The organism is Kocuria sp. UCD-OTCP (assembly GCF_000349605.1).
In the GTDB taxonomy this organism is placed as follows: domain Bacteria; phylum Actinomycetota; class Actinomycetes; order Actinomycetales; family Micrococcaceae; genus Kocuria; species Kocuria rosea.
This window is the reverse complement of sequence record NZ_AOSQ01000027.1, coordinates 36,445-59,630: the sequence shown is the minus strand read 5'-3', so window position 1 is coordinate 59,630 and position 23,186 is coordinate 36,445. Positions and strand designations below refer to the sequence as shown.

Sequence of the window (23,186 nt, the reverse complement as noted above, 5' to 3'; positions counted from 1 at the left end):
CCTGACCCAGGAAAAACTCGTTCGAAAAGGCCGCCCGGCGGCGGCGGTACCCTGGTAGCTGATCGAGTCCAGGAAAACCCCAGGTCGGCCCGTCCGGCCCGGGCCACCCCGTGCCCGGGGCCGGTCCGCCCGAGCGCGACCACGAACGAAAGAGCGGTGCCACGAGTGAGCCAGCAGAGCGACGAGAGGAACCCCGGCACGGGCGAGGCCGGGACGGGAACCGTCGGCCTGACCGGCCGTCCCGCCCGCGACTTCCCCGAGCCGCCCGAGCTCTCCACCCACGGGCCCGCCCGGATCATCGCGATGGTCAACCAGAAGGGCGGGGTCGGGAAGACCACCTCGACCATCAACCTCGGCGCGGCGCTCGCCGAGCTGGGGCGCAAGGTCCTGCTCGTCGACTTCGATCCGCAGGGCGCCCTCTCCGCCGGCCTCGGCGCCAACCCGCACGAGCTGGAGCTGACGGTCTACAACGTCATGATGGACCGCTCCGTGGACGTCTGGGACGTGGTCCAGGAGACCGACGTCGAGGGCGTCGACCTGCTCCCCGCGAACATCGACCTCTCCGCGGCGGAGGTGCAGCTCGTCACCGAGGTGGCCCGCGAGCAGGTGCTGGCCAGTGCCCTGCGCAAGCTCGAGGAGCACTACGACGTCATCATCATCGACTGCCAGCCCTCGCTGGGGCTGCTGACGGTCAACGCGCTGACCGCCGCGCACGGGGTGGTCATCCCGCTCATCGCGGAGTTCTTCGCCCTGCGCGCCGTGGCGCTGCTCGTGGACTCCATCGAGAAGGTCCAGGACCGGCTCAACCCCCGCCTGCAGATCGACGGGGTGCTCGCCACGATGTTCGACTCCCGGACCCTGCACTCCCGCGAGGTCATGGCCCGGATCGTGGACGCCTTCGGCGACAAGGTCTTCGACACCGTCATCAAGCGCACCGTGAAGTTCCCGGACGCCACGGTGGCCGCCGAGCCCATCCTCTCCTTCGCCACGGCCCACCAGGGCGCCGAGTCCTACCGTCAGCTGGCGCGGGAGCTCATCTCGCGCGGCGGCGCACCCTGATGCACCCCGAGGAGCCGCCGGTCCCCGAGGGTCCCGGCGGCTTCGCGGTGCAGCTGGAGGACTTCGCGGGGCCCTTCGAGGTGCTGCTCTCCCTGATCGCCAAGCACGAGCTGGACATCACCCGGATCGCGCTGGCCACCGTCACGGACGAGTTCCTCCAGTACGTGCGCGCCCTGCACGAGATCGGCTCGACCCGCGCCCTCGACGAGGCCAGCGAGTTCCTCGTGGTCGCCGCGACGCTCCTGGACCTCAAGGCCGCCCGGCTGCTGCCGCGCGGGGAGGTCGAGGACGAGGAGGACGTGGCCCTGCTGGAGGCACGGGACCTGCTCTTCGCCCGGCTGCTGCAGTACAAGGCGTTCAAGGAGGTGGCCGTGCTGCTCGACGAGCGGATGCGGGCCGAGTCCACCCGCCTGCCCCGGTCGGTGCCGCTGGACCCGGACGTGGCGGCCGTGCTGCCCGAGCTCGACTGGCGGACCACGCCGGAGCAGTTCGCCGCGATCGCCCGCTCCGTCTTCGTGCCCCGCCCCGGGGCGCCCGCGGAGGTCGGGGTGGACCACCTGCACGGGGCCGCCGTGACGGTCCGGGACGAGGCGGAGATCCTCGCCGGGCTGCTCGAGGACGGAGCCCCGCGCTCCTTCCGGGTGCTCGTCGCGGACGCCGGGTCCACCCTCGCGGTGGTCGTGCGGTTCCTGGCGCTGCTCGAGATGTACCGGGACGCGGTGCTCGAGCTCGCCCAGGAGCAGCCGCTGGGGGAGCTGACGGTCCGCTGGACCGGGGCGGGCACCGGGTGGACCGCCGACCGGCTGTCCGAGGACGCCGCGGGCCCGGCGGCCGTCGTCGCGGCCCCGGACGGGGTCCCGGCCGCCTCGGGGGCCCCGGCGTGAGCCCCGCGGCCGAGGGCGGGCCGGACCTCGAGGCGCTGCCCGGCGGCGTGCGGGCCGCCGTCGAAGCGATCCTGATGGTGGCCGACGAGCCCGTCAGCGAGTACGAGATCGCCGCCGCCCTCGTGGTCCCGGTCGCCACCGTGCAGCGGGTCCTCGACCGGCTCCGCGCGGAGTACGACGGCGTCGCCGCCGATCCGGGGTATGATGGGACGTTGGCGCCGCGCGGGTTCGAGCTGCGCAGCACCGGTGCCGGCTGGCGGATCCACTCGCGCAGCGAGTTCGCCCCCGTCGTCTCCGCGTTCGTCGCGGAGGGACAGACCGCCCGGCTGTCGCAGGCGGCCCTGGAGACCCTGGCCGTCGTGGCCTACCGCCAGCCCGTGAGCCGGGGACGCATCTCCGCGATCCGCGGGGTCAACGTCGACGGCGTCGTCCGCACGCTCGTGCAGCGAGGCCTGATCCGCGAGCTCGAGCGGGACGGCGAGTCCGGCGCCGTGCTCTACGGCACCACCACGTTCTTCCTGGAGAAGATGGGCATCGGCTCGCTCGACGAGCTCCCCGACATCGCCCCTCATCTGCCGGGCATCGACCAGATCGACCACTACGAGGACTGAGACACCACCATGGCCACTTCACGTTCATCATCCGGCCGCCCCGGGCCCGGCGGCCGCCGCGCCCCCGGCTCCCAGGGCGGCCAGAAGCCCCGCACCGGCCAGGGCGGCACGTCGTTCCAGGGCGGGAAGGGCGCTCCTGGCCGCGGCCCCGCCAAGGCCGGTGCCGGCAAGGCCGGTGCCGGCAAGGGCACCGCCAAGGGTGGCGCCGCGAAGGGCGGCGCCGCCAGGGGAGGGTCCTCGACGGGCACCGGTCAGGACCGCGGGCCCCGCCCGTTCGCGTCCTCCGAGAAGAGCGCCCGGCGGATGCCCGCCACCCCGTACCGCCCGCCGCACCGGAAGCGCCGCCCCAAGAACCCGCCCGTGGACCGGCTCGACCAGCACGACCCGGACGGGGTGCGCCTGCAGAAGCTCATGGCCCAGGCCGGCGTGGCCTCGCGGCGCGTGTGCGAGGAGATGATCGAGGCCGGCCGCGTGCAGGTCAACGGGGAGACCATCACCGAGCTCGGCATCCGCGTGGACCCGGACACCGTCGAGATCCACGTCGACGGCGTCCGCGTGCAGCTCGACGAGAACCTCGTCTACTACGCCTTCAACAAGCCCGAGGGGGTGCTCTCCACCATGGAGGACCCCGAGGGCCGGCCGTGCGTGGCCGACTACCTCAACCAGCAGAAGAACGAGCGCGTCTTCCACGTGGGCCGCCTCGACGTCGAGACCGAGGGCCTCCTGCTGCTGACCAACGACGGCGAGCTGACCAACCGGCTCACCCACCCCTCCTACGAGGTCCCCAAGACCTACCTCGTGCAGGTCCGCGGGCCCATGGAGAAGGGCGTCGGCGCGGCCATGAAGGCCGGCATCGAGCTCGAGGACGGCATCGCCTCCGTCGACTCCTTCCGGCTCGTGGACTCCACCCCCGGCCACCTGCTGGTCGAGGTCGTCCTGCACTCCGGGCGCAACCGCATCGTGCGCCGGCTCTTCGACGCCGTGGGCCACCCCGTCGAGAAGCTCGTGCGCACCGAGGTCGGCCCCATCCGGATCGGGGACCAGCGCCAGGGCACCATCCGCCGCCTGTCGAAGACCGAGGTCGGGCACCTCCTCGCCTCGGTGGGCATGTAGGGAGCGCCCGTGACGCAGACCCCCACCGCACCGCCGACCCCCGCGGCGACCGCCGGGCCCGTGCTCGTGGTCGGCGCCGGCCTGCTCGGCGCCAGCATCGGCCTGGGCCTGCGCCACCTCGGCGTGGACGTCTGGCTGCAGGACTCCTCGCCCACCGCCGAGGCCGTGGCCCAGGACATCGGCGCCGGCCGCTCCTGCCGCGCGGCGGGGCAGGACCGGGTGCCGGAGCCGGCCCTCGTCGTCGTCGCCACCCCGCCCGACGTCACCGCCGAGACCGTGGTCGAGGCGCTGGGACGCCACCCGGAGGCGGTCGTCCTCGACATCGCCTCCGTGAAGGAGTCCGTGCTGGAGGACGTGCGCGCCCGGGGCGGGGACCTCACCCGCTACGTGGGCACCCACCCCATGGCCGGGCGGGAGAAGTCCGGCCCCGTGGCCGCCCGCGGCGAGCTGTTCACGTCCATGCCCTGGGTCGTGTGCGACTCCGGCCGCTCCGCGCCCGCGGCGCTGGCCGCGGCGAAGAACCTGGCCGTGGACCTCGGGGCGACGGTCACGTTCATGGACGCCCGCGAGCACGACGCGACCGTGGCGCTGATCTCCCACCTGCCGCAGGTGATGTCCTCCCTGCTGGCCTCCCGGCTGCAGGACACCCCGCTGCACCACCTGTCCCTCGCGGGCCAGGGGCTGCGGGACACCACCCGCATCGCCGCCTCCGACCCCGGCCTGTGGGTGCAGATCCTCTCCGCGAACGCCGCTCCCGTGGTGGCGTCCCTGCACGGGGTGCGCGAGGACCTCGACCGGCTCATCGCCACGCTCGAGGCCCCGCGGGCCCCGGGCGCCCGGCTGGACATCGCCCAGCTGATGTCGGAGGGCAACGCCGGCCGGGCCCGGATCCCGGGCAAGCACGGCGGCGCGCCCCGCGCGTTCGCGACCCTCACCGTGCTCGTCGGGGACGTCCCCGGGCAGATCGCCCGGCTGCTCACCGAGATCGGGGAGATCGGCGTCAACCTCGAGGACCTGCGCCTCGAGCACTCCCCGGGCCAGCCCGTGGGCCTCGTCGAGGTCTCCGTGCTGCCCAACCGCCGCAAGGAACTCGTCGAGGCGCTCCAGGAGCGCGGATGGAAGGTCGTGCAGTGAACACCGGAACGAACACCGCCCGCAGCGCAGCACCCGGCACCGGGACGCCGGCCGCCGCCGGCCGGCAGCTGGTCGTCGCCATCGACGGGCCCTCCGGCTCCGGCAAGTCCAGCGTGTCCAAGGAGGTCGCCCGCCGCTTCGGCCTCGCCTACCTGGACACGGGCGCGATGTACCGCGCGCTGACGTGGTGGTGCCTCGACCGCGGGGTGGACCTCTACGACGGCGGCGCCGTGGTCGAGGCCGCCCGCTCCTTCCCGCTCGCCCAGGGCACCGACCCCGACCGGGAGCTGGTGTTCGTGGGCGGGACCGACGTGGGCGTCGAGATCCGCGGCGCCCGGGTGACCGAGGCGGTCAGCGCCGTGGCCACCAACCAGGCCGCGCGGGCGGTGCTGGTGGCCCGCCAGCAGGAGCTCATCGCGGACAGCGGCCGGCGCATCGTGGCCGAGGGCCGGGACACCACCACCGTGGTGGCCCCCGACGCCGACGCCCGGATCCTGCTCACCGCCGACGAACGGGCCCGGATGGCCCGGCGCGGCCTGCAGAACGGCGGCGTCGAGGACGCCGAGCAGCTGCGGGCCCGGGTCGTGGGCCGGGACGCCAAGGACGCGACGGTCGTGAACTTCACCGAGGCCGCCGACGGCGTCGTGACGATCGACTCCTCCGAGCTCACCGTGGAGCAGACCGTCCAGGCCGTCATCGACGTGGTCGTCCGGGCCGCGGGCCGCTCCGCCTGAACCGCTCCGCACCGCCTCCCCCGACATTTTTCCGCACCCCGACCGGCCGCACCCGGCCCAGCGAAGGACAGCCATGACCGGCAACCCCGAGAACTCCGCGCACGACACCGCCCACGACCCCTACGAGGCCGAGATCCTCGGCGGCACCACGGACGACGTCGCCCAGCGGCTCGCGGCCATCGACGACGACGAGGCCGAGCAGCGCGCGCAGGCGCTGCGGGCCGGGCTCGAGGACTACGAGCTCGACGAGGAGGACGCCGCGCTGCTCGCCGAGTGGGCGGAGGACGGGGACCAGGCCCCCGTGCGCCGGCCCGCCCCGGTGCTCGCCATCGTGGGCCGCCCCAACGTCGGCAAGTCGACCCTCGTCAACCGCATCCTCGGCCGGCGCGAGGCCGTCGTGGAGGACACCCCGGGCGTGACCCGGGACCGCGTCTCCTACCGGGCCACCTGGAACGGGCGCAACTTCACCCTCGTGGACACCGGCGGGTGGGAGTACGACGCCAAGGGCATCAACGCCCGCGTCGCCGAGCAGGCCGAGATGGCCGTGGAGTTCGCCGACGCCGTGCTGCTCGTGCTCGACGCCACCGTGGGCGTCACCGCCGCGGACGAGGCCATCGTGAAGATGCTGCGCAAGGTCCGGAAGCCGGTGATCCTGGTCGCCAACAAGGTGGACTCCCCGCAGCTCGAGGTCGAGGCCACCTACCTGTGGTCCCTCGGCATGGGGGAGCCGCACCCGGTGTCCGCCCTGCACGGGCGCGGCGCCGCCGACGTCCTCGACGCGGTCACGGACCTGCTGCCGGAGTTCTCCGCCGTGGCCGAGACCGAGCTGACCGGCGGGCCCCGCCGCGTGGCGCTCATCGGGCGCCCGAACGTGGGCAAGTCCTCGCTGCTCAACAAGCTGGCCGGCTCCGAGCGCGTCGTCGTGGATCCCCTGGCCGGGACCACCCGCGACCCCGTGGACGAGCTCATCGAGCTGGGCGGCAAGCCCTGGCGCTTCATCGACACCGCGGGCATCCGCCGCCGCGTGCACATGGCCCAGGGCGCGGACTTCTACGCGTCCCTGCGCACCCAGGCCGCCCTCGAGCGCGCCGAGGTGGCCGTGGTGCTGCTGGCCGCGGACGAGGTGCTCTCCGAGCAGGACGTCCGCATCCTGCAGCTGGCCGTGGACTCCGGGCGCGCCCTCGTGCTCGCCTTCAACAAGTGGGACCTCATGGACGAGGACCGCCGCTACTACCTGGAGCGGGAGATCGACCGCGACCTCGCGCACGTGGCCTGGGCGCCGCGGGTGAACGTCTCGGCGAAGACCGGCTGGCACAAGGACCGGCTGGTCCCCGCCCTGGAGACCGCCCTGGCCTCGTGGGACACCCGCGTCCCCACCGGGCGGCTCAACGCGTTCCTCGGCGAGATCGTGGCCGCCCACCCGCACCCCGTGCGCGGCGGCAAGCAGCCGCGCATCCTCTTCGGCACCCAGGCCTCCTCCCGGCCGCCGCGCTTCGTGCTGTTCACCACCGGTTTCCTCGACCCCGGGTACCGGCGGTTCATCACCCGCCGCCTCCGCGAGACCTTCGGTTTCGAGGGCACCCCCATCGAGGTGTCCATGCGCGTGCGGGAGAAGCGGAACCGGAAGCGCTGAGGCGCCCGCCGAGATGAATTCCGCCGGAGCTTGCTGTAATGTGATGCGAGTGCTCGGGGCGGGAACGTACTGAGCACTTCGGGCTGTGGCGCAGCTTGGTAGCGCACTTGACTGGGGGTCAAGGGGTCGCAGGTTCAAATCCTGTCAGCCCGACGATTCGAGGCCGGTGGACCGCGGGAACGCGGACCACCGGCCTTCTCTCGTTCCCGGGGACGGCGCCTCCGGCACCCGTGCTGCCTACCGGCGGGCCCGGGAAGCCGACTCCCGCAGCCGGTCCAGGTCGAGGTCCGGCCGGCCGCCGGCGCTGCCGACCACCTCGGCCGCCGCCGCCGCGGCCCACCAGGCGGCGGACTCGGGGCTCTCCCCGCGCAGCAGCGCGACGGTGAGCGCGGCCACGAACGAGTCGCCCGCCCCGGTGGGGTCCACGGGATCCTCGCCCAGGTGGGGCAGGAGCACGTGCCCGCCCGGCCAGGCGACCACGTCGCCCTCGCCGGTGGCCAGGGCGACGACGCGCGGGCCCTCCGCGAGCAGCGACTCCGCGGCCCGCACCGTCCCCGGCACGTCCTGCGGCGCCCAGCCCACCAGTGCCTCCGTCTCGGCGGTGTCCGCGCGCACCACGTCCGCGGTGCCCAGCACCCGCCGGCGCACCGCCCCGTCCGCCGGGGCGCCGTCGGCCACCACGATCGCGCCCCCCGCCGCGGCCGCCTCGAGGGCCTCCGTCACGGCCGCCCCCGGCTGCTGCAGCTGCACCAGCACGGCGTCCGCCGAGCGCAGCAGGTCCCGGCTCGCGCGCACGTCCCCGGCGTCCAGCAGCATCCGGGCGTCCACGTCCTCCAGCAGGCGGCGGACCCCGCGCGGCCCCACGAGGTCGACGAGCAGCGCGGTCGGGGCGCCGGCGCGGCGCACCACGGCGCCGACGTCGATCCCGTCGGCCGCGGCCTGGGCGAGCACCTCCGCGCCGGCGGAGTCGGTGCCCACGACCCCCACCAGGGCGACCTCGGCGCCGAGCTGGCGGCACGCCACGGCCTGGTTCGCGCCCTTGCCGCCGAGCAGCTCCTGCCGCTCGAGCACGTCGGCGGAACCGCCCTCCGCCGGCAGCTCCGCCACGGTCAGCACGAGATCCCGTCCCACCTGTCCGACCACCACGACACCGGACATCCGGCACTCCTTCCTCCGAGCGGCTCCGCTCGCGAGCCTAGAGCACTCCGGCCGCGGAGCCGACGGCGGTCGGGCGGTGCGGGGCGACCCGGCAGCGGGGGCGGAGCCCCGCCGCCGACGGCGGCGCATACACTGCACGGGACGTCGAGTGCTCCGGTCCCCGGGGCCGACCACGAAGGAGCGCCGGAGTTGAACGACCTGCACACCCTGCCCAAGGCGGAGCTGCACCTGCACATCGAGGGCACCCTCGAGCCCGAGCTCGCGTTCGCGCTCGCCGCCAAGAACGGGGTGGAGCTGCCCTACGGCTCCGTCGAGGAGCTGCGGCGGCAGTACGACTTCGAGGACCTGTCCTCGTTCCTCGCGCTCTACTACGCCACGATGGCGGTGCTGCGCGACGCCTCCGACTTCGAGGCGCTGACCCGGGCCTACCTCGAGCGCGCGGCGGCGCAGGGCCTGCGGCACGTCGACGTCTTCTTCGACCCGCAGGCGCACACCGCCCGGGGCGTGCCGCTCGGGACGGTGGTCGACGGCATCCGCGCCGCCCTCGACGCCGCCCGGGCCGAGCACGGCCTCACCAGCACGCTGCTGCTGTGCTTCCTGCGGGACCGGCCCGCCGCGGAGGCCGTGGAGCTCTTCGACTCCCTCGGGGACCAGCTGCCGCGCATCGACGGGATCGGCCTCGACTCGGCCGAGGTCGGCCATCCCCCGGCGCTCTTCGAGGAGGTCTTCGCGCGGGCGCGGGCGGCCGGACTGCACGTCGTTGCCCACGCGGGGGAGGAGGCGGGCCCCGAGTACGTCCGGGAGGCCCTCGACGTGCTGCGCGTGGAGCGGGTGGACCACGGCATCCAGTGCCTGAGCGACCCGGAGCTCGTGGACCGCCTCGTCGCGGAGCGGGTCCCGCTCACCGTGTGCCCGCTGTCCAACGTGCGGCTGCGCGTGGTCGACACGCTCGCCGACCACCCGGTCCTGGACATGCTCGAGCGCGGGCTGCTGGTCACGGTCAACTCCGACGACCCGGCCTACTTCGGCGGCTACGTGGGGGACGTCTTCCAGGACCTGCGCGACGCGCTGGGACTGACCGACGAGCAGGCCGTCGCACTGGCCCGCAACTCGGTGGACGCGTCCTTCGCGGGGACGGAGCGCAAGCGGGCGATCCACGCCGAGATCACCGCGTGGGAGGGCCGCTGAGCGGCCGACACCCGCGAGGTCCCGCGCCCTCGGGCCACGGGGACGTCTGTGCCATAATCGAGCCGACCGCACCCGCCGGACCAGGAGCCACCCCATGAGCAACATCCCCGCCGACCTGTCCTACACGGCCGAGCACGAGTGGATCGCGGGCCCCGACGCCGACGGCGCGGTGCGCATCGGGATCACCGACCACGCGCAGGGCGAGCTGGGCGACGTCGTGTTCGTCCAGCTGCCCGAGGTGGGGGAGAGCGTCGAGGCGGGCGCCGCCGTGGGCGAGATCGAGTCCACCAAGTCCGTGAGCGACATCTTCGCCCCCGTCTCCGGTGAGGTCACCGCGGTCAACGAGGCGCTCGAGGCCGAGCCCGGGACCGTGAACTCCGCCCCCTACGCGGAGGGCTGGCTGTTCGCGGTCCGCCCCTCCGGCGAGGACTACCGCTCCGGGCTGCTCGACGCCGAGGGGTACGCCGCCCAGCTCGACTGACCCGCGCAGGACCCGACCACGCGCGAGCCGGGACGTGTCCCGGCCGCCCCTCCGTGTCTCCACCACCCGGTACACTGACAAGCAACCGGGTGGCTCCGGCCGGTCGCCCGGGGACCGCCGGGACAGGAGGTCGCGGGGCAGGGGTCCCACAGGACCCGTCCACCAACACGTCACCAGTCGAGGGAAGAGATGTCCAGAACCCAGAACGGCTCGAACGCACCCCAGGGGGAGCCGGAGACCACGTCGATCCAGATCGTGGCCGAGGTCCTCTCGCACGCGGCTTCGCACAAGCTCTCCCCCGAGGAGAGCTCGGCGGTCTCCGCGCTCCCGCCGCGCAGCGCCCTGCTCGTGGCCCACGACAGCGGCGGCTCCGGGTCACGCTTCCTGCTGGACCGGGACGAGGTCCCCGCCGGCCGCCACCCGTCCTCCGAGATCTTCCTGGACGACGTCACCGTCTCGCGCCGGCACGCGCGGTTCGTCCGGCGCGGCGACTCCTTCGAGATCATCGACTCCGGATCCCTGAACGGCACCTACGTCAACGGCGACCGCGTGGACAGCGCGCAGCTGGACAACGGCGACGAGGTCCAGATCGGGAAGTTCCGGTTCACGTTCTACCGTTCGCTGCGCTCGCAGTCGGACCAGTAGAAGGGAGCCATGACCGACCCCGCGGAGACCGATCCCCACCGGGACGACGTCCAGCACGAGGCCCGGGTGGGCATCAGCGCCGTGCTCAAGGAGCTCGGCGAGGACCACCCCGGCATCACCGCCTCGAAGCTGCGCTTCCTGGAGGACAAGGGCCTGGTCCACCCGGCGCGCACCGCGTCCGGCTACCGCAAGTTCTCGCGCGCGGACGTGGACCGGCTGCGCCGGATCCTGGAGCTCCAGCGCGACCGCTACCTCCCGCTGAAGGTGATCCGGGAGCGGCTGGACGCCGACGAGGACGCCCGCGCCGACGACGCCCGGCGCACCGCGGAGCCCGCCGATCCGGTCACCGCCCCCCTGCCGGTCGTCAGCGCGCCGCGCACCTACAACCTGCGGGAGCTCGCCGCCCGCACGGGCGCCGGCATCCCGCTCGTCCGGGAGCTCGTGAGCTACGGGCTGATCCGGGAGCAGAACGGGGCCTTCGACGACCACGCCCTCGCCATCACCCGGGCGGCCCTCGCGCTGACGGCCCACGGTCTGGAACCGCGCCACCTGCGCCCCTTCAAGGCCGCCGCGGACCGGGAGCTGGGCCTCGTGGAGCGCGCCGTCGCGCCCCTCACCTCCCGCCGGGACGCCGCCTCGAGGGCACGCGCGGTCGAGCGCGCCCAGGAGATCTCGGGCCTGTGCCTCACCATCCACACCTCGCTCGTGCGCTCGGAGATCGCCGCGCTCCAGGAGCGCGCCGCGGTGGAGGGCTGACGTGGCCGTGCACCAGGTCCTGATGGAGATCGCGGGCGTCCGCATGGACGTGCCGTCGGCGCAGCCCGTCGTCGTCCTCCGCGAGGTCGAGGGCGGACGGCACCTGCCGATCTGGATCGGCACGAACGAGGCGACGTCCATCGTCTTCGCCGTGCAGGGGATCGAGCCGCCCCGGCCCCTGACGCACGACCTCGTGCTGTCGGTGGCCACCGCGTTCGGGCGCACGCTCACGCGGGTGCGGATCCACACGGTGGAGGAGGGGGTCTTCCACGCCGCGCTCGAGTTCTCGGACGGCACGGTCGTCGACTCCCGCGCCTCGGACGCGATCGCCCTGGCCGCCCGCACCGACTGCCCCATCCTGTGCACCGAGACCGTCCTCGACGAGGCCGGTCTCGTGATGAGCGGGGACGGGGAGCTGCGGGAGCCGTCCCCCCGCGCGGGGGAGGGGGAGCCGCAGCTGCCCCCGGAGACGCAGGTCGAGCAGTTCCGCGACTTCCTCGACAACGTCGACCCCGAGGACTTCTGAGCCGTCCCCGTCCGCCCGACACGGGGTCCGGGCCCCTGATGTCTTTGACCCCGTCCCCGGGGAGGTCTACCGTCATAAGGTGTACTCGAGGTGTTCCCGGGGGGATCCGGACGTCTCTGTGAGACCATCCACTCCCGGCGCCGCGAGCACCGGGTCCACGAGCGAGGAGGCGGCGTGAGCGAACGCGAGCAGCCCGGCGGCCCTCCGGCGCACGGCACCCAGGGCGTCCTCTTCGACGACTCCGTGATCCGGGACGAGTCCGTCGGCTACCGCGGCCCCACCGCCTGCAAGGCCGCGGGCATCACCTACCGGCAGCTCGACTACTGGGCGCGGACCGGTCTCGTGGAGCCCACCGTGCGCGGCGCCTCCGGGTCCGGCACGCAGCGGCTCTACAGCTTCCGCGACATCCTCGTCCTGAAGATCGTCAAGCGGCTCCTGGACACCGGCGTCTCCCTGCAGCAGATCCGCACCGCCGTGGGGGCGCTGCGCGCCCAGGGCGTGGAGGACCTGGCCCGGCTCACCATGATGAGCGACGGCGCCAGCGTCTACGCGTGCACGTCCCCCCACGAGGTCATCGACCTGGTGCAGGGCGGACAGGGCGTCTTCGGGATCGCCGTGGGCCGGGTGTGGCGCGAGGTCGAGGGGACCCTCGCGGCGCTCCCCGGGGAGCACACCGGAGCGGACCGCGCCCCCGCCCAGGAGCCGCTGCCCGGGGACGAGCTCTCCGAGCGCCGGGCCCGCCGGCAGAGCGCGGGCTGAGCCGGGCGGCTCAGGACGAGCCGTCGAGCAGGCCCTGCAGGATCGCCGTGTACCGCCCGGAGATGTCCTGGGCCTCCGCTCCCGGCCAGCGATGGATCGGCCAGGCCGCGCCCTGCGCCTGCTGCCAGACGGGCAGGTCCGGGATCACCGGGCTGACCAGCAGGGGGCCGAACAGCTCCTGCAGCTCGTCCAGGCGGTGCCGGTGCTCCACCGACGAGTGCTGGACCTTGTTGACCACCACCCCGGCAGCCGGCACGGCCCACGTGCGGCTCTGCTCGAACTGGGCGATCGCCGTCATCGTGCGCTTGGTGCCCGCCACCGAGAACAGCGAGGGCTCCGCCACCGAGAGCACCTTGTCGCTGGCGGCCCACGCCGTGCGGGTCAGCGCGCTCAGGGTGGGCGGGCAGTCGACCAGCACCAGGTCGTACCCCTGGGCGCCGGAGAGCGCGCGCTCCAGCCGGCCGAGGTCCTTCTCCCGGTACTCGGAGCGGTCGAGGTGGGACGAGCGGGCCGAGCCCGGGGCGACGTCGAGGGCCCTGCTGTCCAGGCCGGCCCGCACCGCCCAGGCCGAGGCCACGACCACGCGCTCGAGCGCTCCCCGGCGCGGCCTGCGCAGCACCTCTCCGATGTCGTGACCGCGCTCCGGGTGCACGCCCAGTCCGGTCGTGGCGTCGGCGTGCGGGTCGAGGTCCACCACCAGCGTGGGCACTCCCGCCTGCAGGGCCGCCGAGGCGATCCCCAGGGTCACGGAGGACTTGCCGACACCGCCCTTGAGGCTGCTGACGCTGACGATCTGCACGGAGGGGACACCCTTCGCTCGCGGGGAAACGGGAGGAGCGGCTCCTCGGGTCCGGGATCGGGGGCCGCGGCGAGGAGACGGCTGCGCCCATCGTAGCCGGGCGGGCGCGCTCCGCCCCGCTCCGGCGCGGAGCCGCCCGCGGCCGCCCCGCCCCCGCGCCGCCGCCGTGTACGCTGACCACGACGTCGCTCTGTGACAGCAGTCACAGTGTGCCCCGGGGTGGCGTGGTTCACTGGTCAGGACCGCCCGCGGACGGCCATGCTGACCGTGTGCGCGACGTTGTCCGACCTTCGACGAATCAGTGCCCGGGTGTCCGCCGAACGGCCCCGGGTGCGGAACGGGTGTTGATGTTCTCCAAGATCCTGGTGGCCAATCGCGGCGAGATCGCGATCCGTGCTTTCCGTGCCGCCTACGAGCTGGGCGCCAAGACGGTGGCGGTGTTCCCGTACGAGGACCGCAACTCGATCCACCGGCAGAAGGCCGACGAGGCGTACCGGATCGGGGAGGAGGGCCACCCCGTGCGGGCCTATCTCGACGTCGAGGAGATCGTCCGGGTGGCCAAGGAGTCCGGGGCGGACGCGATCTACCCCGGCTACGGGTTCCTCTCGGAGAACCCGGACCTGGCCCGTGCCGCCGCGCGCGAGGGCATCACCTTCGTCGGCCCGCGGGCCGAGATCCTGGAGCTGGCCGGCAACAAGGTCGCGGCGCTGAAGGCGGCGAAGCGGGCGGGGATCCCGACCCTGGCCTCCACGGAGCCCTCGGCGGACCCCGAGGAGCTGCTGGCGCAGGCGGAGGGCATCGGGTTCCCCATCTTCGTGAAGGCCGTGGCCGGCGGCGGGGGCCGCGGCATGCGCCGGGTGGAGACCCCCGAGGCGCTGCCCGAGGCGCTGGCCGCCGCGATGCGCGAGGCCGACACCGCCTTCGGCGACCCCACCGTGTTCCTGGAGCAGGCCGTGCTCCGGCCCCGCCACATCGAGGTGCAGATCCTCGCCGACAACGAGGGCGGGATGGTGCACCTGTTCGAGCGCGACTGCTCCCTGCAGCGCCGGCACCAGAAGGTCGTGGAGATCGCCCCGGCGCCGAACCTCGACGAGGGGATCCGCCAGGCCCTGCACCGGGACGCGGTGAAGTTCGCGAAGGAGCTCGGCTACGTCAACGCCGGCACCGTGGAGTTCCTGGTGGACACGGCCGGGGAGCGGGCGGGTCAGCACGTGTTCATCGAGATGAACCCGCGCATCCAGGTGGAGCACACGGTGACCGAGGAGATCACCGACGTCGACCTCGTCCAGTCGCAGCTGCGCATCGCCTCCGGGGAGACCCTGGCGGACCTGGGCATCGCCCAGGACGAGCTGGCCGTGCGCGGGGCCGCCCTGCAGTGCCGGATCACCACCGAGGACCCGGCCAACGGGTTCCGCCCCGACGTCGGGAAGATCTCCGCCTACCGCTCGGCCGGCGGCGCGGGGGTGCGCCTGGACGGCGGCACGGTCTACGCCGGGGCGGAGATCTCCCCGCACTTCGACTCGATGCTGGTGAAGCTCACCTGCCGGGGCCGGGACTACGCCACCGCCGTGCACCGGTCCCAGCGTGCCCTGGCCGAGTTCCGGATCCGCGGGGTGTCCACCAACATCCAGTTCCTGCAGGCCGTGCTGGCCGACCCGGAGTTCCTCGCCGGCAACGTGGCCACCGACTTCATCGAGCGCCGCCCCGAGCTGCTCGAGGCCCGCACCTCCGGGGACCGGGCCACCAAGGCGCTGACCTGGCTGGCCGAGGTCACGGTGAACCAGCCCAACGGGGAGCGGGTGGAGGGCATCGACCCGCGCACCAAGCTGCCCCACTACCCGGGCGACAAGCAGGACGAGCCGTTCCGCTCGCCCTTCGACGGACCCTCCGAGCACACCCCGCCGCCGGGGTGGCGGCAGCGGCTCGTCGAGCTCGGCCCCGAGGGGTTCGCCCGGGCCCTGCGGGAGCAGCAGGCGGTGGCGGTGACCTCGACGACGTTCCGGGACGCCCACCAGTCGCTGCTGGCCACCCGGGTGCGCACCCGGGACCTGCTGGCCGCGGCCCCGGCCTACGCCCACACGCTGCCGCAGCTGCTGTCCGTGGAGGCCTGGGGCGGGGCGACCTACGACGTCGCGCTGCGCTTCCTCGGCGAGGACCCGTGGGAGCGGCTGCGGCTGCTGCGGGAGGCGATGCCGAACATCCCGATCCAGATGCTGCTGCGCGGGCGCAACACCGTGGGCTACACCCCGTACCCGACCGAGGTGACGGACGCGTTCGTGGCCGAGGCCGCGGCCACCGGGGTGGACATCTTCCGGATCTTCGACGCCCTCAACGACGTGGAGCAGATGGCCCCGGCCATCGAGGCCGTGCGCAGGACGGGCACCGCGGTCGCCGAGGTCGCCCTGTGCTACACCGGGGACCTGCTCGACCCGGCCGAGGACCTCTACACCCTGGACTACTACCTCGAGCTCGCCCAGCAGTGCGTCGACGCCGGGGCCCACGTGCTGGCGATCAAGGACATGGCGGGGCTCCTGCGCCCCGCGGCGGCGGCGAAGCTGGTGACCGCCCTGCGGGAGCGCTTCGACCTGCCCGTGCACCTGCACACCCACGACACCGCCGGCGGGCAGCTCGCCACGCTGATGGCCGCGATCGACGCGGGCGTGGACGCGGTGGACGTGGCCGAGGCCTCGATGGCCGGCACGACCTCCCAGGTGCCCGCCTCGGCGCTGATCGCCGCCCTGGCCCACACGGACCGGGACACCGGCATCCCCCTGGAGGCCGCGACCGCCCTGGAGCCCTACTGGGAGGTCATCCGCCGGATGTACGCCCCGTTCGAGTCCGGGCTCACCGCCCCGACCGGGCGCGTGTACCGGCACGAGATCCCCGGCGGGCAGCTGTCGAACCTGCGCCAGCAGGCCATCGCGCTGGGACTGGGGGAGCGGTTCGAGGCGATCGAGGACATGTACACCGCCGCCAACGCCATGCTCGGCAGACTGGTCAAGGTCACCCCCTCGTCCAAGGTCGTGGGCGACCTCGCCCTGCAGCTGGTGGGCATGGGCGTGGACCCGGCCGAGTTCGAGGCGAACCCGCAGAAGTTCGACATCCCCGACTCGGTGATCAGCTTCCTCGCCGGGGAGCTCGGCACGCCTCCCGGCGGGTGGCCCGAACCGTTCCGCTCCAAGGCCCTGGAGGGCCGCAACGTGCGTGTCGGGATCACGGAGCTGGCCCCGGAGGACTCCCAGGCCCTGGCCGGGGACCCGGCCACCCGCCGTGCCACGCTGAACCGGCTGCTGTTCGCCGGCCCGACCCGGGACTACGAGGCCAGCCGGGCGAAGTACGGCGAGCTGGCGCTGCTGCACACCCGGGACTTCCTCTACGGGCTGACCTCCGACCGGGAGCACGTGATCTCCCTCGGCAAGGGGGTGCGGCTGCTGGTGACCCTGCAGGCCATCTCGGAGCCGGACGACAAGGGCATGCGCACCGTGATGCTCACCCTCAACGGCCAGCCCCGGATGATCGAGGTCCGCGACACCTCGATCACCTCCTCGGTGCCCGAGACCGAGAAGGCCGACCCCACGGACCGCGGCCACGTGGCCGCCCCGTTCGCCGGGGCGGTGACCGTGACGGTGGCCGAGGGCGACACCGTGGAGGCGGGCGGCCAGGTGGCCACCATCGAGGCCATGAAGATGGAGGCCTCCATCACCGCCCCCACGGGCGGCACGGTCGCCCGGGTGGCCCTCAAGGGCGTCACCCAGGTCTCCGGCGGCGACCTCCTGCTGGCGCTCGACACCGCCGGCTGACCCGGCACGCCCGCGCCGGCACCGCGGCCCCCGGGAGGGCCGCGGTGCCGGCGGGTGCCGCCCGGCGGGCGCGCATAGGATGGGTCGCATGCGGAAATTCGACCTCATCATCATCGGCTCCGGCTCGGGCAACTCGATCCTCACCGAGGACTACGAGGGCCTGGACGTCGCCATCATCGACGGCGGGACCTTCGGCGGCACCTGCCTCAACGTCGGCTGCATCCCGACGAAGATGTACGCGTATCCGGCGAGCGTGGCCCGCCGCGCCCAGGAGGCGGACCGGCTCGGCCTCCACGTCTCGGTGGAGGACGTGCGCTGGCGGGAGATGCGGGACCGGATCTTCGGGCGGATCGACGCGATCTCCCACGGCGGGCTCGAGTACCGCCGGACGCTGCCGCACGTGACGGTCTACGAGGAGCACGTGCGCTTCACCGCCCCGCGGACCCTGCGCACCGCCTCGGGGGAGGACCTCACGGCCGACCAGATCGTGGTGGCCTCCGGCTCGCGCCCGGTGCGGCCGGAGATCCCCGGGATCGACCTGCCCCAGGTGCACACCTCGGACACGGTGATGCGCATCGAGGAGATGCCCCGCCGCGTGGTGGTGGTCGGCGGCGGCTACATCGGCGCCGAGTTCGCCCACGTCTTCTCCAGCCTCGGCGCGCGGGTCACCCAGGTCAACCGCTCGCACCGGATCCTGCGCTACCACGACCCGGAGATCGCCGAGCGGTTCGCCCGCGAGGCCTCCCGGCAGTGGAAGCTGGAGACGGGCTGGTCGCTGAGCGAGGTCGAGGAGTGGGACGGCGACGAGTGCGCCGTGATGGTCACCTTCCGCGACCCGCAGGACCCGGAGCTCGTCATGCGCCTGCCCGCGGACGTGGTGCTGGTGGCCACGGGCCGGCAGCCGAACACCGACGTGCTCGACGCCCGGGCGGGCGGGCTGGACGTGCGGCCGGACGGGCTGCTGGCCGTCGACGAGCACCAGCGCGCCCTCTCCGGGGGCCGCCCCGTCGAGGGCGTGTGGGCGCTGGGCGACATCAGCTCGCCCTACCAGCTCAAGCACGTGGCCAACGCCGAGGCCCGCACGGTGCAGCACAACCTCCTGCACCCCGGCGACCTCCGGGCCACCGACCACCGGTTCGTGCCCTCCGCCGTGTTCACCAGCCCGCAGATCGCCTCCGTCGGCATGACGCAGCAGGAGGCCGAGCAGTGGGCGGTCGAGCAGGGCAGCGAGATCACCGTCAAGGTGCAGGACTACGGGGCCACGGCCTACGGGTGGGCCATGGAGGATCGCACGGGGCTGTGCAAGCTGATTGCGGAGAAGGGCACCGGTCGCCTCCTGGGCGCGCACCTGATCGGGGAGGAGGCCTCCCTGCTCATCCAGCCGCTGGTGCAGGCCATGTCCTTCGGCCTCGACGCGCACACGATGGCGCGCGGCCAGTACTGGATCCACCCCGCCCTGAGCGAGGTCGTCGAGAACGCCCTGCTGGGCCTCGACGTCCCCGAGCACTCACCGCTGTCCCCGGGGGCCCTCGTCGGCGGCCGGTGATCCCACCGGCCGCCGGCCGGCCCGGGGTCAGCCGCGGCCCGGCAGGTGCGCGTGGGAGAGCTTCTCCTTGATCCGCTCCGCCGGGGTGACGGGGGCCGCGGCCGGATCGGGGGCGGGGCGCGAGTAGATCTCCTCGATCCGGTCCGCGAAGTCCTGGGCGATCCTGGCCCGCTTGATCTTCATGGACGGGGTCAGGTGCCCGGAGGCCTCCGTCCAGTCGACGTCGAGGATCTCGAAGGCCCGGATGCTCTCCGCGCGGGAGACCGCCTGGTTCGCCCGGGTGACGATGTCCTGGACGTGCTCGACGACCTTCGGGTGCCGGGCGGCCTCCGCCACCGGCATCGCGGGGTCCAGGCCCATCAGCTCCAGGCGGGCGGGGAGCACGTCCTGGTCGAGGGTCACGAGGGCGGCCACGAACGGCCGGTTGTCCCCGACCACCATGACCTGGGAGACCAGGGCCGAGGCGCGGATGGGGTCCTCCAGCACGTTGGGGACCACGTTCTTGCCGCCGGCGGTGACGATGATCTCCTTCTTCCGGCCGGTGAGGGTGAGGGCGCCGTCCTCGTCGAGCGAGCCGAGGTCGCCGGTGCGGAACCACCCGTCCTCGAAGGCCTCGGCGGTGAGGTCCTCCCGCCCGTGGTAGCCGCGCATGACGTGGGTGCCCCGGACCAGGACCTCCCCGTCCTCGCCGATCCGCACCTCGTTGCCCGGCAGCGGCAGTCCCACGGTGCCGATCTTGCCGATCTCCGGGGTGTTGACGGCGATCGGGGCCGTGGTCTCCGTGAGCCCGTAGCCCTCCACGACGTACACGCCGATCCCGTTGAAGAAGTGGCCCAGCCGGGTGCCGAGGGCCGCGCCGCCCGAGACCGCGTGCGTGACCTCCCCGCCCATCGCGTCCCGCAGCTTCGAGTACACGAGCCGGTCGTAGAGGGCGTGGCGCGCGCGCAGCAGCGGCGGGATCCGCCCGTCCTGACCGGCCTTCGAGTACGCGACGGCCGTGGTCACCGCGCGCTCGAAGATCAGGGACTTCGCCCCGCCGGCCTTCTCGGCCTTGAGGCGGGCGCTCTGGTAGATCTTCTCGAACACGCGCGGGACGGCCAGGATGAACGTGGGCCGGAAGGCCCCGAGGTCCGCCATCAGGTTCTTCACGTCCGGGGTGTGGGCCAGGACGGTCCCGGAGTAGAGGGCGATCACCTCCACGAAGCGGGCGAAGACGTGGGCCAGCGGCAGGAACAGGAGCGTCCGGGCGCCCGGGTGGATGATGTCCTCGACGACCAGGGTCGTGTTCTCGCACAGCCGCACGAAGTTCCCGTGCGTCAGCTCGCACCCCTTGGGCGGTCCGGTGGTCCCCGAGGTGTAGATGATCGTGGCGACGTCCTCGAGCCCGCGCGACGTGCGGCGGGCCTCGAGCTCCTCGTCCGGCACGTCCGCGCCGGCGCGCGCGAGCTCGTCGAGGCCCGTGCCGGTGCCGTCCAGGCGCCAGACGTTCTCCGCGGCGCGGAACGGCGTCTCCCGCGAGGCGGCGAGCACGGAGTCCTCGAGGGCCTGCGTCTCGACGAACACGGCCTTGGCGTCGGAGTCGCCCATGATCCAGGCGATCTGCTGCGCCGAGGACGAGTCGTAGACGGGGACGGGCACGGCGCCGGCGTACCAGATCGCGAGGTCTGCGAGGGTCCACTCGTAGCGCGTCCGGCTGAGGATGCCCACCCGGTCCCCGGGCTCGATCCCCGCGGCCACGAGACCCTTGGCCACACCCTGCACGGCGGCGAGGAACTCCCGGGCGCGCACCTCGCGGGCGGCCCCCTCCGGCCCCAGGACGGTGTACAGGTGCGGATCCTCGTCCTGGCCCGCCTGCATGAGCAGGAAGTCGGTGATGCGGCTGTGGGCCGGTGGGTCCACGAGGGCGTCGGTCGCGACGTGGCGCATGGGGTTCTCCTCGGATCGGGGTCGGTGGGCCGTCCGCTCCAGTCTAGTGAATTGGCTCACGCAAACCCCGTCAAACGCGGGCGCCGTCGTCCAGCTCGTCGCGGTCGTCGGGCAGGGACCGCAGCAGGTGGCCGATGGCCCCGACCACGGCGAGCAGGCCCCCCACGATGGCCCACCACGGCAGGGAGCCGGGCAGGAGGGAGAGCACCACCAGCAGCACGGGCACCCCGACCAGCACGGTCCAGGACAGCAGTGCCCCGCCGCTGAGCCCCTGCGTGACCGGCCCGGGGTCGGGGGAGTAGGGCGCGTCGTCGTCCCCCGCGTCCTCCGGCTCCCCGGCGCCCTCTGCCCCGGCAGCCTCCGCTCCGGCGTCCTCCGCCCCGGCGGACGCGCCCGGCCCGGCGTCCTCGGGGGACCAGTCCCGGGGCCCGGCGAGGTGCCGGTCCCCGGCCCGGCGCACGTCCTCGAGGCCCGACACGATCCGGCTCCACTCGTCCTCGGGGCCGTGCCCGGCGCCGCCCGGCGTCCCCGGGCCCGCACTCATCGCCGGTCCCCCCGGGAGGCGGGGCGCAACGGTCTCGCGGTGACCGGGTTGCGGCCCGCCAGCAGGTCCTCCAGGAAGCGCACGGACCGCGCCGCGACCACGTCCGCCTCCCGGTCCAGGGTGGCCACGTGGAAGCTCTCCGCCAGCCGCACCAGCTCCACGTCCCCGCCGGCCCGGCGCAGCACCTGCAGGTGCGAGGCGTCCGACACCACGTGGTCGTGCTGCGAGCGCAGCACCAGGACCGGGGCGGTGACCGCGGGCAGCATCCTCCGGGTCCGGGTCATGAACCGGCCCAGCTCGGCGACGCCCGCCACGGGCGTGCGCGGGTAGGCGTGCTCGGTGACGCCCGGGAGGCTGATGTCGTCCCCCACGCCCGGCACGGACGGCACCGCGCGGTGCAGGGCCGGGGCGAGCCGGGCCGTGCGGCTGACGAGGGACAGCGCCGGGTTCAGGGCCACGACCCCGTCGACGGGCAGGGTCGCGGCGAGGTGCAGGGCGAGCGCCCCGCCCATGGACAGCCCGCACACCACCACCACGTCGTGCCGGGCCCGCAGCCGCTGCACGTGCTCGGCCGCGTGGTCGCGCCACTGCTCCCAGCGGACGCCGGCGAGGTCCTCCCAGCGGGTGCCGTGGCCGGGCAGCACGGGCCCGACGACGTCGGCGCCCGCCGCGTGCAGCGCCCGGCCCCAGGGGCGGACGCTGAACGGGACGCCGGTGAAGCCGTGCAGCACGAGCGCGCCCGCGGGCCCGTCGGCCGGATGGTGGAAGGGCGCGCCGGGATCGTCCGCGGCGGCGGGCCCGACGGTCGCGGAGGGGGCGGGCAGGTGCTGGTCCTCGACGGGTGGCGTCATGCGTCCATGATGTCAGGGCGGGCGCCGTCGACGGGCGGACCGGCGCGGGTGCCCGTGCGGACGTGAGAGAATACCGGAGGCCGGACCCGGTCCGAGCGGCACGGACCCTCGCGACATCCCGATCAGCACGAAGGAGTCCCCTCCCACATGGTCTACATGTTTCTGAAGCGCTACGTCGTCGGCCCCCTGATCAACGTCGCCTTCCGTCCCGAGGTGCGCGGCCTGGAGCACGTGCCCGAGGAGGGCCCGGCCATCCTCGCGAGCAACCACCTCTCCGTCTCCGACTCGGTGTTCATGCCCGTGGCCGTGCCCCGGCAGGTGTACTTCCTGGCGAAGTCCGACTACTTCAACAGCCCCGGCGTCAAGGGCCGGGTGATGGCCGCGTTCTTCCGCGCCATCAACCAGATCCCCATGGACCGCTCCGGGGGCCGGGCCAGCGCGAAGTCCCTGAGCAACGGCGGCCGCAAGCTGCTGGAGGGCGAGCTGCTCGGGATCTATCCGGAGGGCACCCGCTCCCCGGACGGCCGCATGTACAAGGGCAAGATCGGGGTGGCCCGGCTCGCGCTCGAGACGGGGGCCCCGGTCGTCCCGATCGCCATGGTCGGCACCGACAAGGTCCAGCCGATCGGGACCAGGCTCCCGCTGCCCCGCCGCAGCGCCCGGGTCACCACGATCTTCGGCGAGCCCCTCGACTTCTCCCGCTACCGGGGCCGGCAGGGTGAGCACGCCCTGCTCCGCGAGGTCACCGACGAGATCATGCACGCGATCCAGGCCCTCTCCGGCCAGGTCTACGTGGACGTCTACGCCTCGGAGCACAAGAAGCGGCTCGCCGAGCAGAAGCGCCAGGAGACCAAGCAGGCCGCGGCGGAGCTCGTGGGCAACGCCAAGGACAAGGCGCGCAGCGCCGCCCACACCGCCCGCCGGACCGCGGACTCCATCGCCCACCGCGACCGTCCCGGGGCCGCGGACGACGACACCCCGCGGCCCACCGCACCCTGATCCCGCGCCCGGCCCCGCCCCGGACGAGACATAGGAAGAC

General features: G+C 73.9%; 21 protein-coding genes and 1 tRNA gene. 17 read left to right on the top strand and 5 right to left on the bottom strand.

Features of this window, described 5'->3' with window-relative positions:
* The first annotated feature begins 165 nt into the window (after window positions 1-165).
* The 8 genes from H488_RS29165 (at window position 166) to H488_RS29130 (ending at window position 7,321) form a co-directional block, all read left to right on the top strand.
* A complete protein-coding gene (locus H488_RS29165) occupies window positions 166-1,059 on the top strand; it encodes a ParA family protein (protein ID WP_017833723.1) in 894 nt (297 codons plus the stop codon).
* On the top strand, window positions 1,059-1,943 hold the full coding sequence (locus H488_RS29160; protein WP_017833722.1) for a segregation and condensation protein A: 885 nt from the start codon (window positions 1,059-1,061) through the stop codon (window positions 1,941-1,943). The genes H488_RS29165 and H488_RS29160 overlap by 1 nt, the downstream gene beginning before the upstream one ends.
* Complete coding sequence (scpB, locus tag H488_RS29155; protein WP_017833721.1) at window positions 1,940-2,554, top strand: SMC-Scp complex subunit ScpB; 615 nt, start codon at window positions 1,940-1,942, stop codon at window positions 2,552-2,554. Before H488_RS29160 ends, scpB begins: the two co-directional genes overlap by 4 nt.
* A gap of 9 nt (window positions 2,555-2,563) precedes the next feature.
* Window positions 2,564-3,667: a pseudouridine synthase gene (locus tag H488_RS29150; protein ID WP_017833720.1), complete on the top strand. Its 1,104-nt coding sequence runs from the start codon at window positions 2,564-2,566 to the stop codon at window positions 3,665-3,667.
* Between the two features lie 9 nt (window positions 3,668-3,676).
* Window positions 3,677-4,801 carry a prephenate dehydrogenase gene (locus tag H488_RS29145; protein WP_017833719.1) on the top strand — a complete coding sequence of 375 codons (1,125 nt, stop codon included), beginning with the start codon at window positions 3,677-3,679 and terminating at the stop codon, window positions 4,799-4,801.
* Window positions 4,798-5,535 (top strand): (d)CMP kinase, encoded by a 738-nt coding sequence (gene cmk, locus H488_RS29140; RefSeq protein WP_017833718.1) that lies wholly within the window; start codon window positions 4,798-4,800, stop codon window positions 5,533-5,535. Before H488_RS29145 ends, cmk begins: the two co-directional genes overlap by 4 nt.
* Window positions 5,536-5,608: 73 nt before the next feature.
* Complete coding sequence (der, locus tag H488_RS29135) at window positions 5,609-7,168, top strand: ribosome biogenesis GTPase Der (RefSeq protein WP_017833717.1); 1,560 nt, start codon at window positions 5,609-5,611, stop codon at window positions 7,166-7,168.
* A 79-nt stretch (window positions 7,169-7,247) separates the two neighbouring features.
* Window positions 7,248-7,321 (top strand) — tRNA-Pro (locus tag H488_RS29130).
* An 84-nt stretch (window positions 7,322-7,405) separates the two neighbouring features.
* On the opposite strand, the gene H488_RS29125 is transcribed toward H488_RS29130, so the two are convergent.
* Window positions 7,406-8,326 (bottom strand): PfkB family carbohydrate kinase, encoded by a 921-nt coding sequence (locus H488_RS29125; protein WP_017833716.1) that lies wholly within the window; start codon window positions 8,324-8,326, stop codon window positions 7,406-7,408.
* Between the two features lie 189 nt (window positions 8,327-8,515).
* On the opposite strand from H488_RS29125, the gene H488_RS29120 reads away from it, so the two are divergent.
* From H488_RS29120 to H488_RS29095, 6 genes are all read left to right on the top strand, one after another.
* On the top strand, window positions 8,516-9,514 hold the full coding sequence (locus tag H488_RS29120) for an adenosine deaminase (protein WP_017833715.1): 999 nt from the start codon (window positions 8,516-8,518) through the stop codon (window positions 9,512-9,514).
* 94 nt (window positions 9,515-9,608) lie between these two features.
* Window positions 9,609-9,995, top strand: coding sequence for a glycine cleavage system protein GcvH (gene gcvH / locus H488_RS29115; protein ID WP_017833714.1), 387 nt, complete (start codon window positions 9,609-9,611; stop codon window positions 9,993-9,995).
* 189 nt (window positions 9,996-10,184) lie between these two features.
* Window positions 10,185-10,640: an FHA domain-containing protein gene (locus tag H488_RS29110; RefSeq protein WP_017833713.1), complete on the top strand. Its 456-nt coding sequence runs from the start codon at window positions 10,185-10,187 to the stop codon at window positions 10,638-10,640.
* 9 nt (window positions 10,641-10,649) lie between these two features.
* Window positions 10,650-11,396 carry a transcriptional regulator FtsR gene (ftsR, locus tag H488_RS29105; RefSeq protein ID WP_017833712.1) on the top strand — a complete coding sequence of 249 codons (747 nt, stop codon included), beginning with the start codon at window positions 10,650-10,652 and terminating at the stop codon, window positions 11,394-11,396.
* Between the two features lies 1 nt (window position 11,397).
* Window positions 11,398-11,922, top strand: a complete 525-nt coding sequence (locus H488_RS29100; protein WP_017833711.1) for a bifunctional nuclease family protein — start codon at window positions 11,398-11,400, stop codon at window positions 11,920-11,922.
* Between the two features lie 174 nt (window positions 11,923-12,096).
* Window positions 12,097-12,681 (top strand): MerR family transcriptional regulator, encoded by a 585-nt coding sequence (locus H488_RS29095; RefSeq protein ID WP_017833710.1) that lies wholly within the window; start codon window positions 12,097-12,099, stop codon window positions 12,679-12,681.
* A gap of 10 nt (window positions 12,682-12,691) precedes the next feature.
* Here H488_RS29095 and H488_RS29090 read toward each other — a convergent pair whose 3' ends face one another.
* Window positions 12,692-13,480, bottom strand: coding sequence for a ParA family protein (locus H488_RS29090; RefSeq protein WP_017833709.1), 789 nt, complete (start codon window positions 13,478-13,480; stop codon window positions 12,692-12,694).
* Between the two features lie 347 nt (window positions 13,481-13,827).
* On the opposite strand from H488_RS29090, the gene H488_RS29085 reads away from it, so the two are divergent.
* Both H488_RS29085 and H488_RS29080 read left to right on the top strand, forming a co-directional pair.
* Window positions 13,828-17,280 (top strand): pyruvate carboxylase, encoded by a 3,453-nt coding sequence (locus H488_RS29085; protein ID WP_017833708.1) that lies wholly within the window; start codon window positions 13,828-13,830, stop codon window positions 17,278-17,280.
* Between the two features lie 88 nt (window positions 17,281-17,368).
* The gene (locus tag H488_RS29080) at window positions 17,369-18,826 is read left to right on the top strand and encodes a mycothione reductase (protein ID WP_017833707.1); all 1,458 of its coding nucleotides are present in this window, start codon (window positions 17,369-17,371) and stop codon (window positions 18,824-18,826) included.
* Between the two features lie 27 nt (window positions 18,827-18,853).
* On the opposite strand, the gene H488_RS29075 is transcribed toward H488_RS29080, so the two are convergent.
* The 3 genes from H488_RS29075 to H488_RS29070 form a co-directional block, all read right to left on the bottom strand.
* Entirely contained in the window at window positions 18,854-20,752 is a 1,899-nt protein-coding gene (locus tag H488_RS29075) for an AMP-dependent synthetase/ligase (protein ID WP_017833706.1), read from the bottom strand.
* A 70-nt stretch (window positions 20,753-20,822) separates the two neighbouring features.
* Window positions 20,823-21,296, bottom strand: coding sequence for a hypothetical protein (locus H488_RS36115; RefSeq protein ID WP_017833705.1), 474 nt, complete (start codon window positions 21,294-21,296; stop codon window positions 20,823-20,825).
* Window positions 21,293-22,147: an alpha/beta hydrolase gene (locus H488_RS29070; protein ID WP_017833704.1), complete on the bottom strand. Its 855-nt coding sequence runs from the start codon at window positions 22,145-22,147 to the stop codon at window positions 21,293-21,295. Before H488_RS29070 ends, H488_RS36115 begins: the two co-directional genes overlap by 4 nt.
* Window positions 22,148-22,294: 147 nt before the next feature.
* On the opposite strand from H488_RS29070, the gene H488_RS29065 reads away from it, so the two are divergent.
* Window positions 22,295-23,146: a lysophospholipid acyltransferase family protein gene (locus tag H488_RS29065; protein WP_017833703.1), complete on the top strand. Its 852-nt coding sequence runs from the start codon at window positions 22,295-22,297 to the stop codon at window positions 23,144-23,146.
* The last annotated feature ends 40 nt before the right edge of the window (window positions 23,147-23,186 follow it).

What these genes read in the sequence shown, in the direction of transcription:
- H488_RS29160 (WP_017833722.1), top strand. Translation starts at nt 1,059, where the DNA reads ATGCACCCCGAGGAGCCGCCGGTCCCCGAGGGTCCCGGCGGCTTCGCG.
- H488_RS29150 (WP_017833720.1), top strand. Translation starts at nt 2,564, where the DNA reads ATGGCCACTTCACGTTCATCATCCGGCCGCCCCGGGCCCGGCGGCCGC.
- der (WP_017833717.1), top strand. Translation starts at nt 5,609, where the DNA reads ATGACCGGCAACCCCGAGAACTCCGCGCACGACACCGCCCACGACCCC.
- H488_RS29125 (WP_017833716.1), bottom strand. Translation starts at nt 8,326, where the DNA reads ATGTCCGGTGTCGTGGTGGTCGGACAGGTGGGACGGGATCTCGTGCTG.
- gcvH (WP_017833714.1), top strand. Translation starts at nt 9,609, where the DNA reads ATGAGCAACATCCCCGCCGACCTGTCCTACACGGCCGAGCACGAGTGG.
- H488_RS29110 (WP_017833713.1), top strand. Translation starts at nt 10,185, where the DNA reads ATGTCCAGAACCCAGAACGGCTCGAACGCACCCCAGGGGGAGCCGGAG.
- ftsR (WP_017833712.1), top strand. Translation starts at nt 10,650, where the DNA reads ATGACCGACCCCGCGGAGACCGATCCCCACCGGGACGACGTCCAGCAC.
- H488_RS29085 (WP_017833708.1), top strand. Translation starts at nt 13,828, where the DNA reads ATGTTCTCCAAGATCCTGGTGGCCAATCGCGGCGAGATCGCGATCCGT.
- H488_RS29080 (WP_017833707.1), top strand. Translation starts at nt 17,369, where the DNA reads ATGCGGAAATTCGACCTCATCATCATCGGCTCCGGCTCGGGCAACTCG.
- H488_RS29075 (WP_017833706.1), bottom strand. Translation starts at nt 20,752, where the DNA reads ATGCGCCACGTCGCGACCGACGCCCTCGTGGACCCACCGGCCCACAGC.
- H488_RS36115 (WP_017833705.1), bottom strand. Translation starts at nt 21,296, where the DNA reads ATGAGTGCGGGCCCGGGGACGCCGGGCGGCGCCGGGCACGGCCCCGAG.
- H488_RS29070 (WP_017833704.1), bottom strand. Translation starts at nt 22,147, where the DNA reads ATGACGCCACCCGTCGAGGACCAGCACCTGCCCGCCCCCTCCGCGACC.
- H488_RS29065 (WP_017833703.1), top strand. Translation starts at nt 22,295, where the DNA reads ATGGTCTACATGTTTCTGAAGCGCTACGTCGTCGGCCCCCTGATCAAC.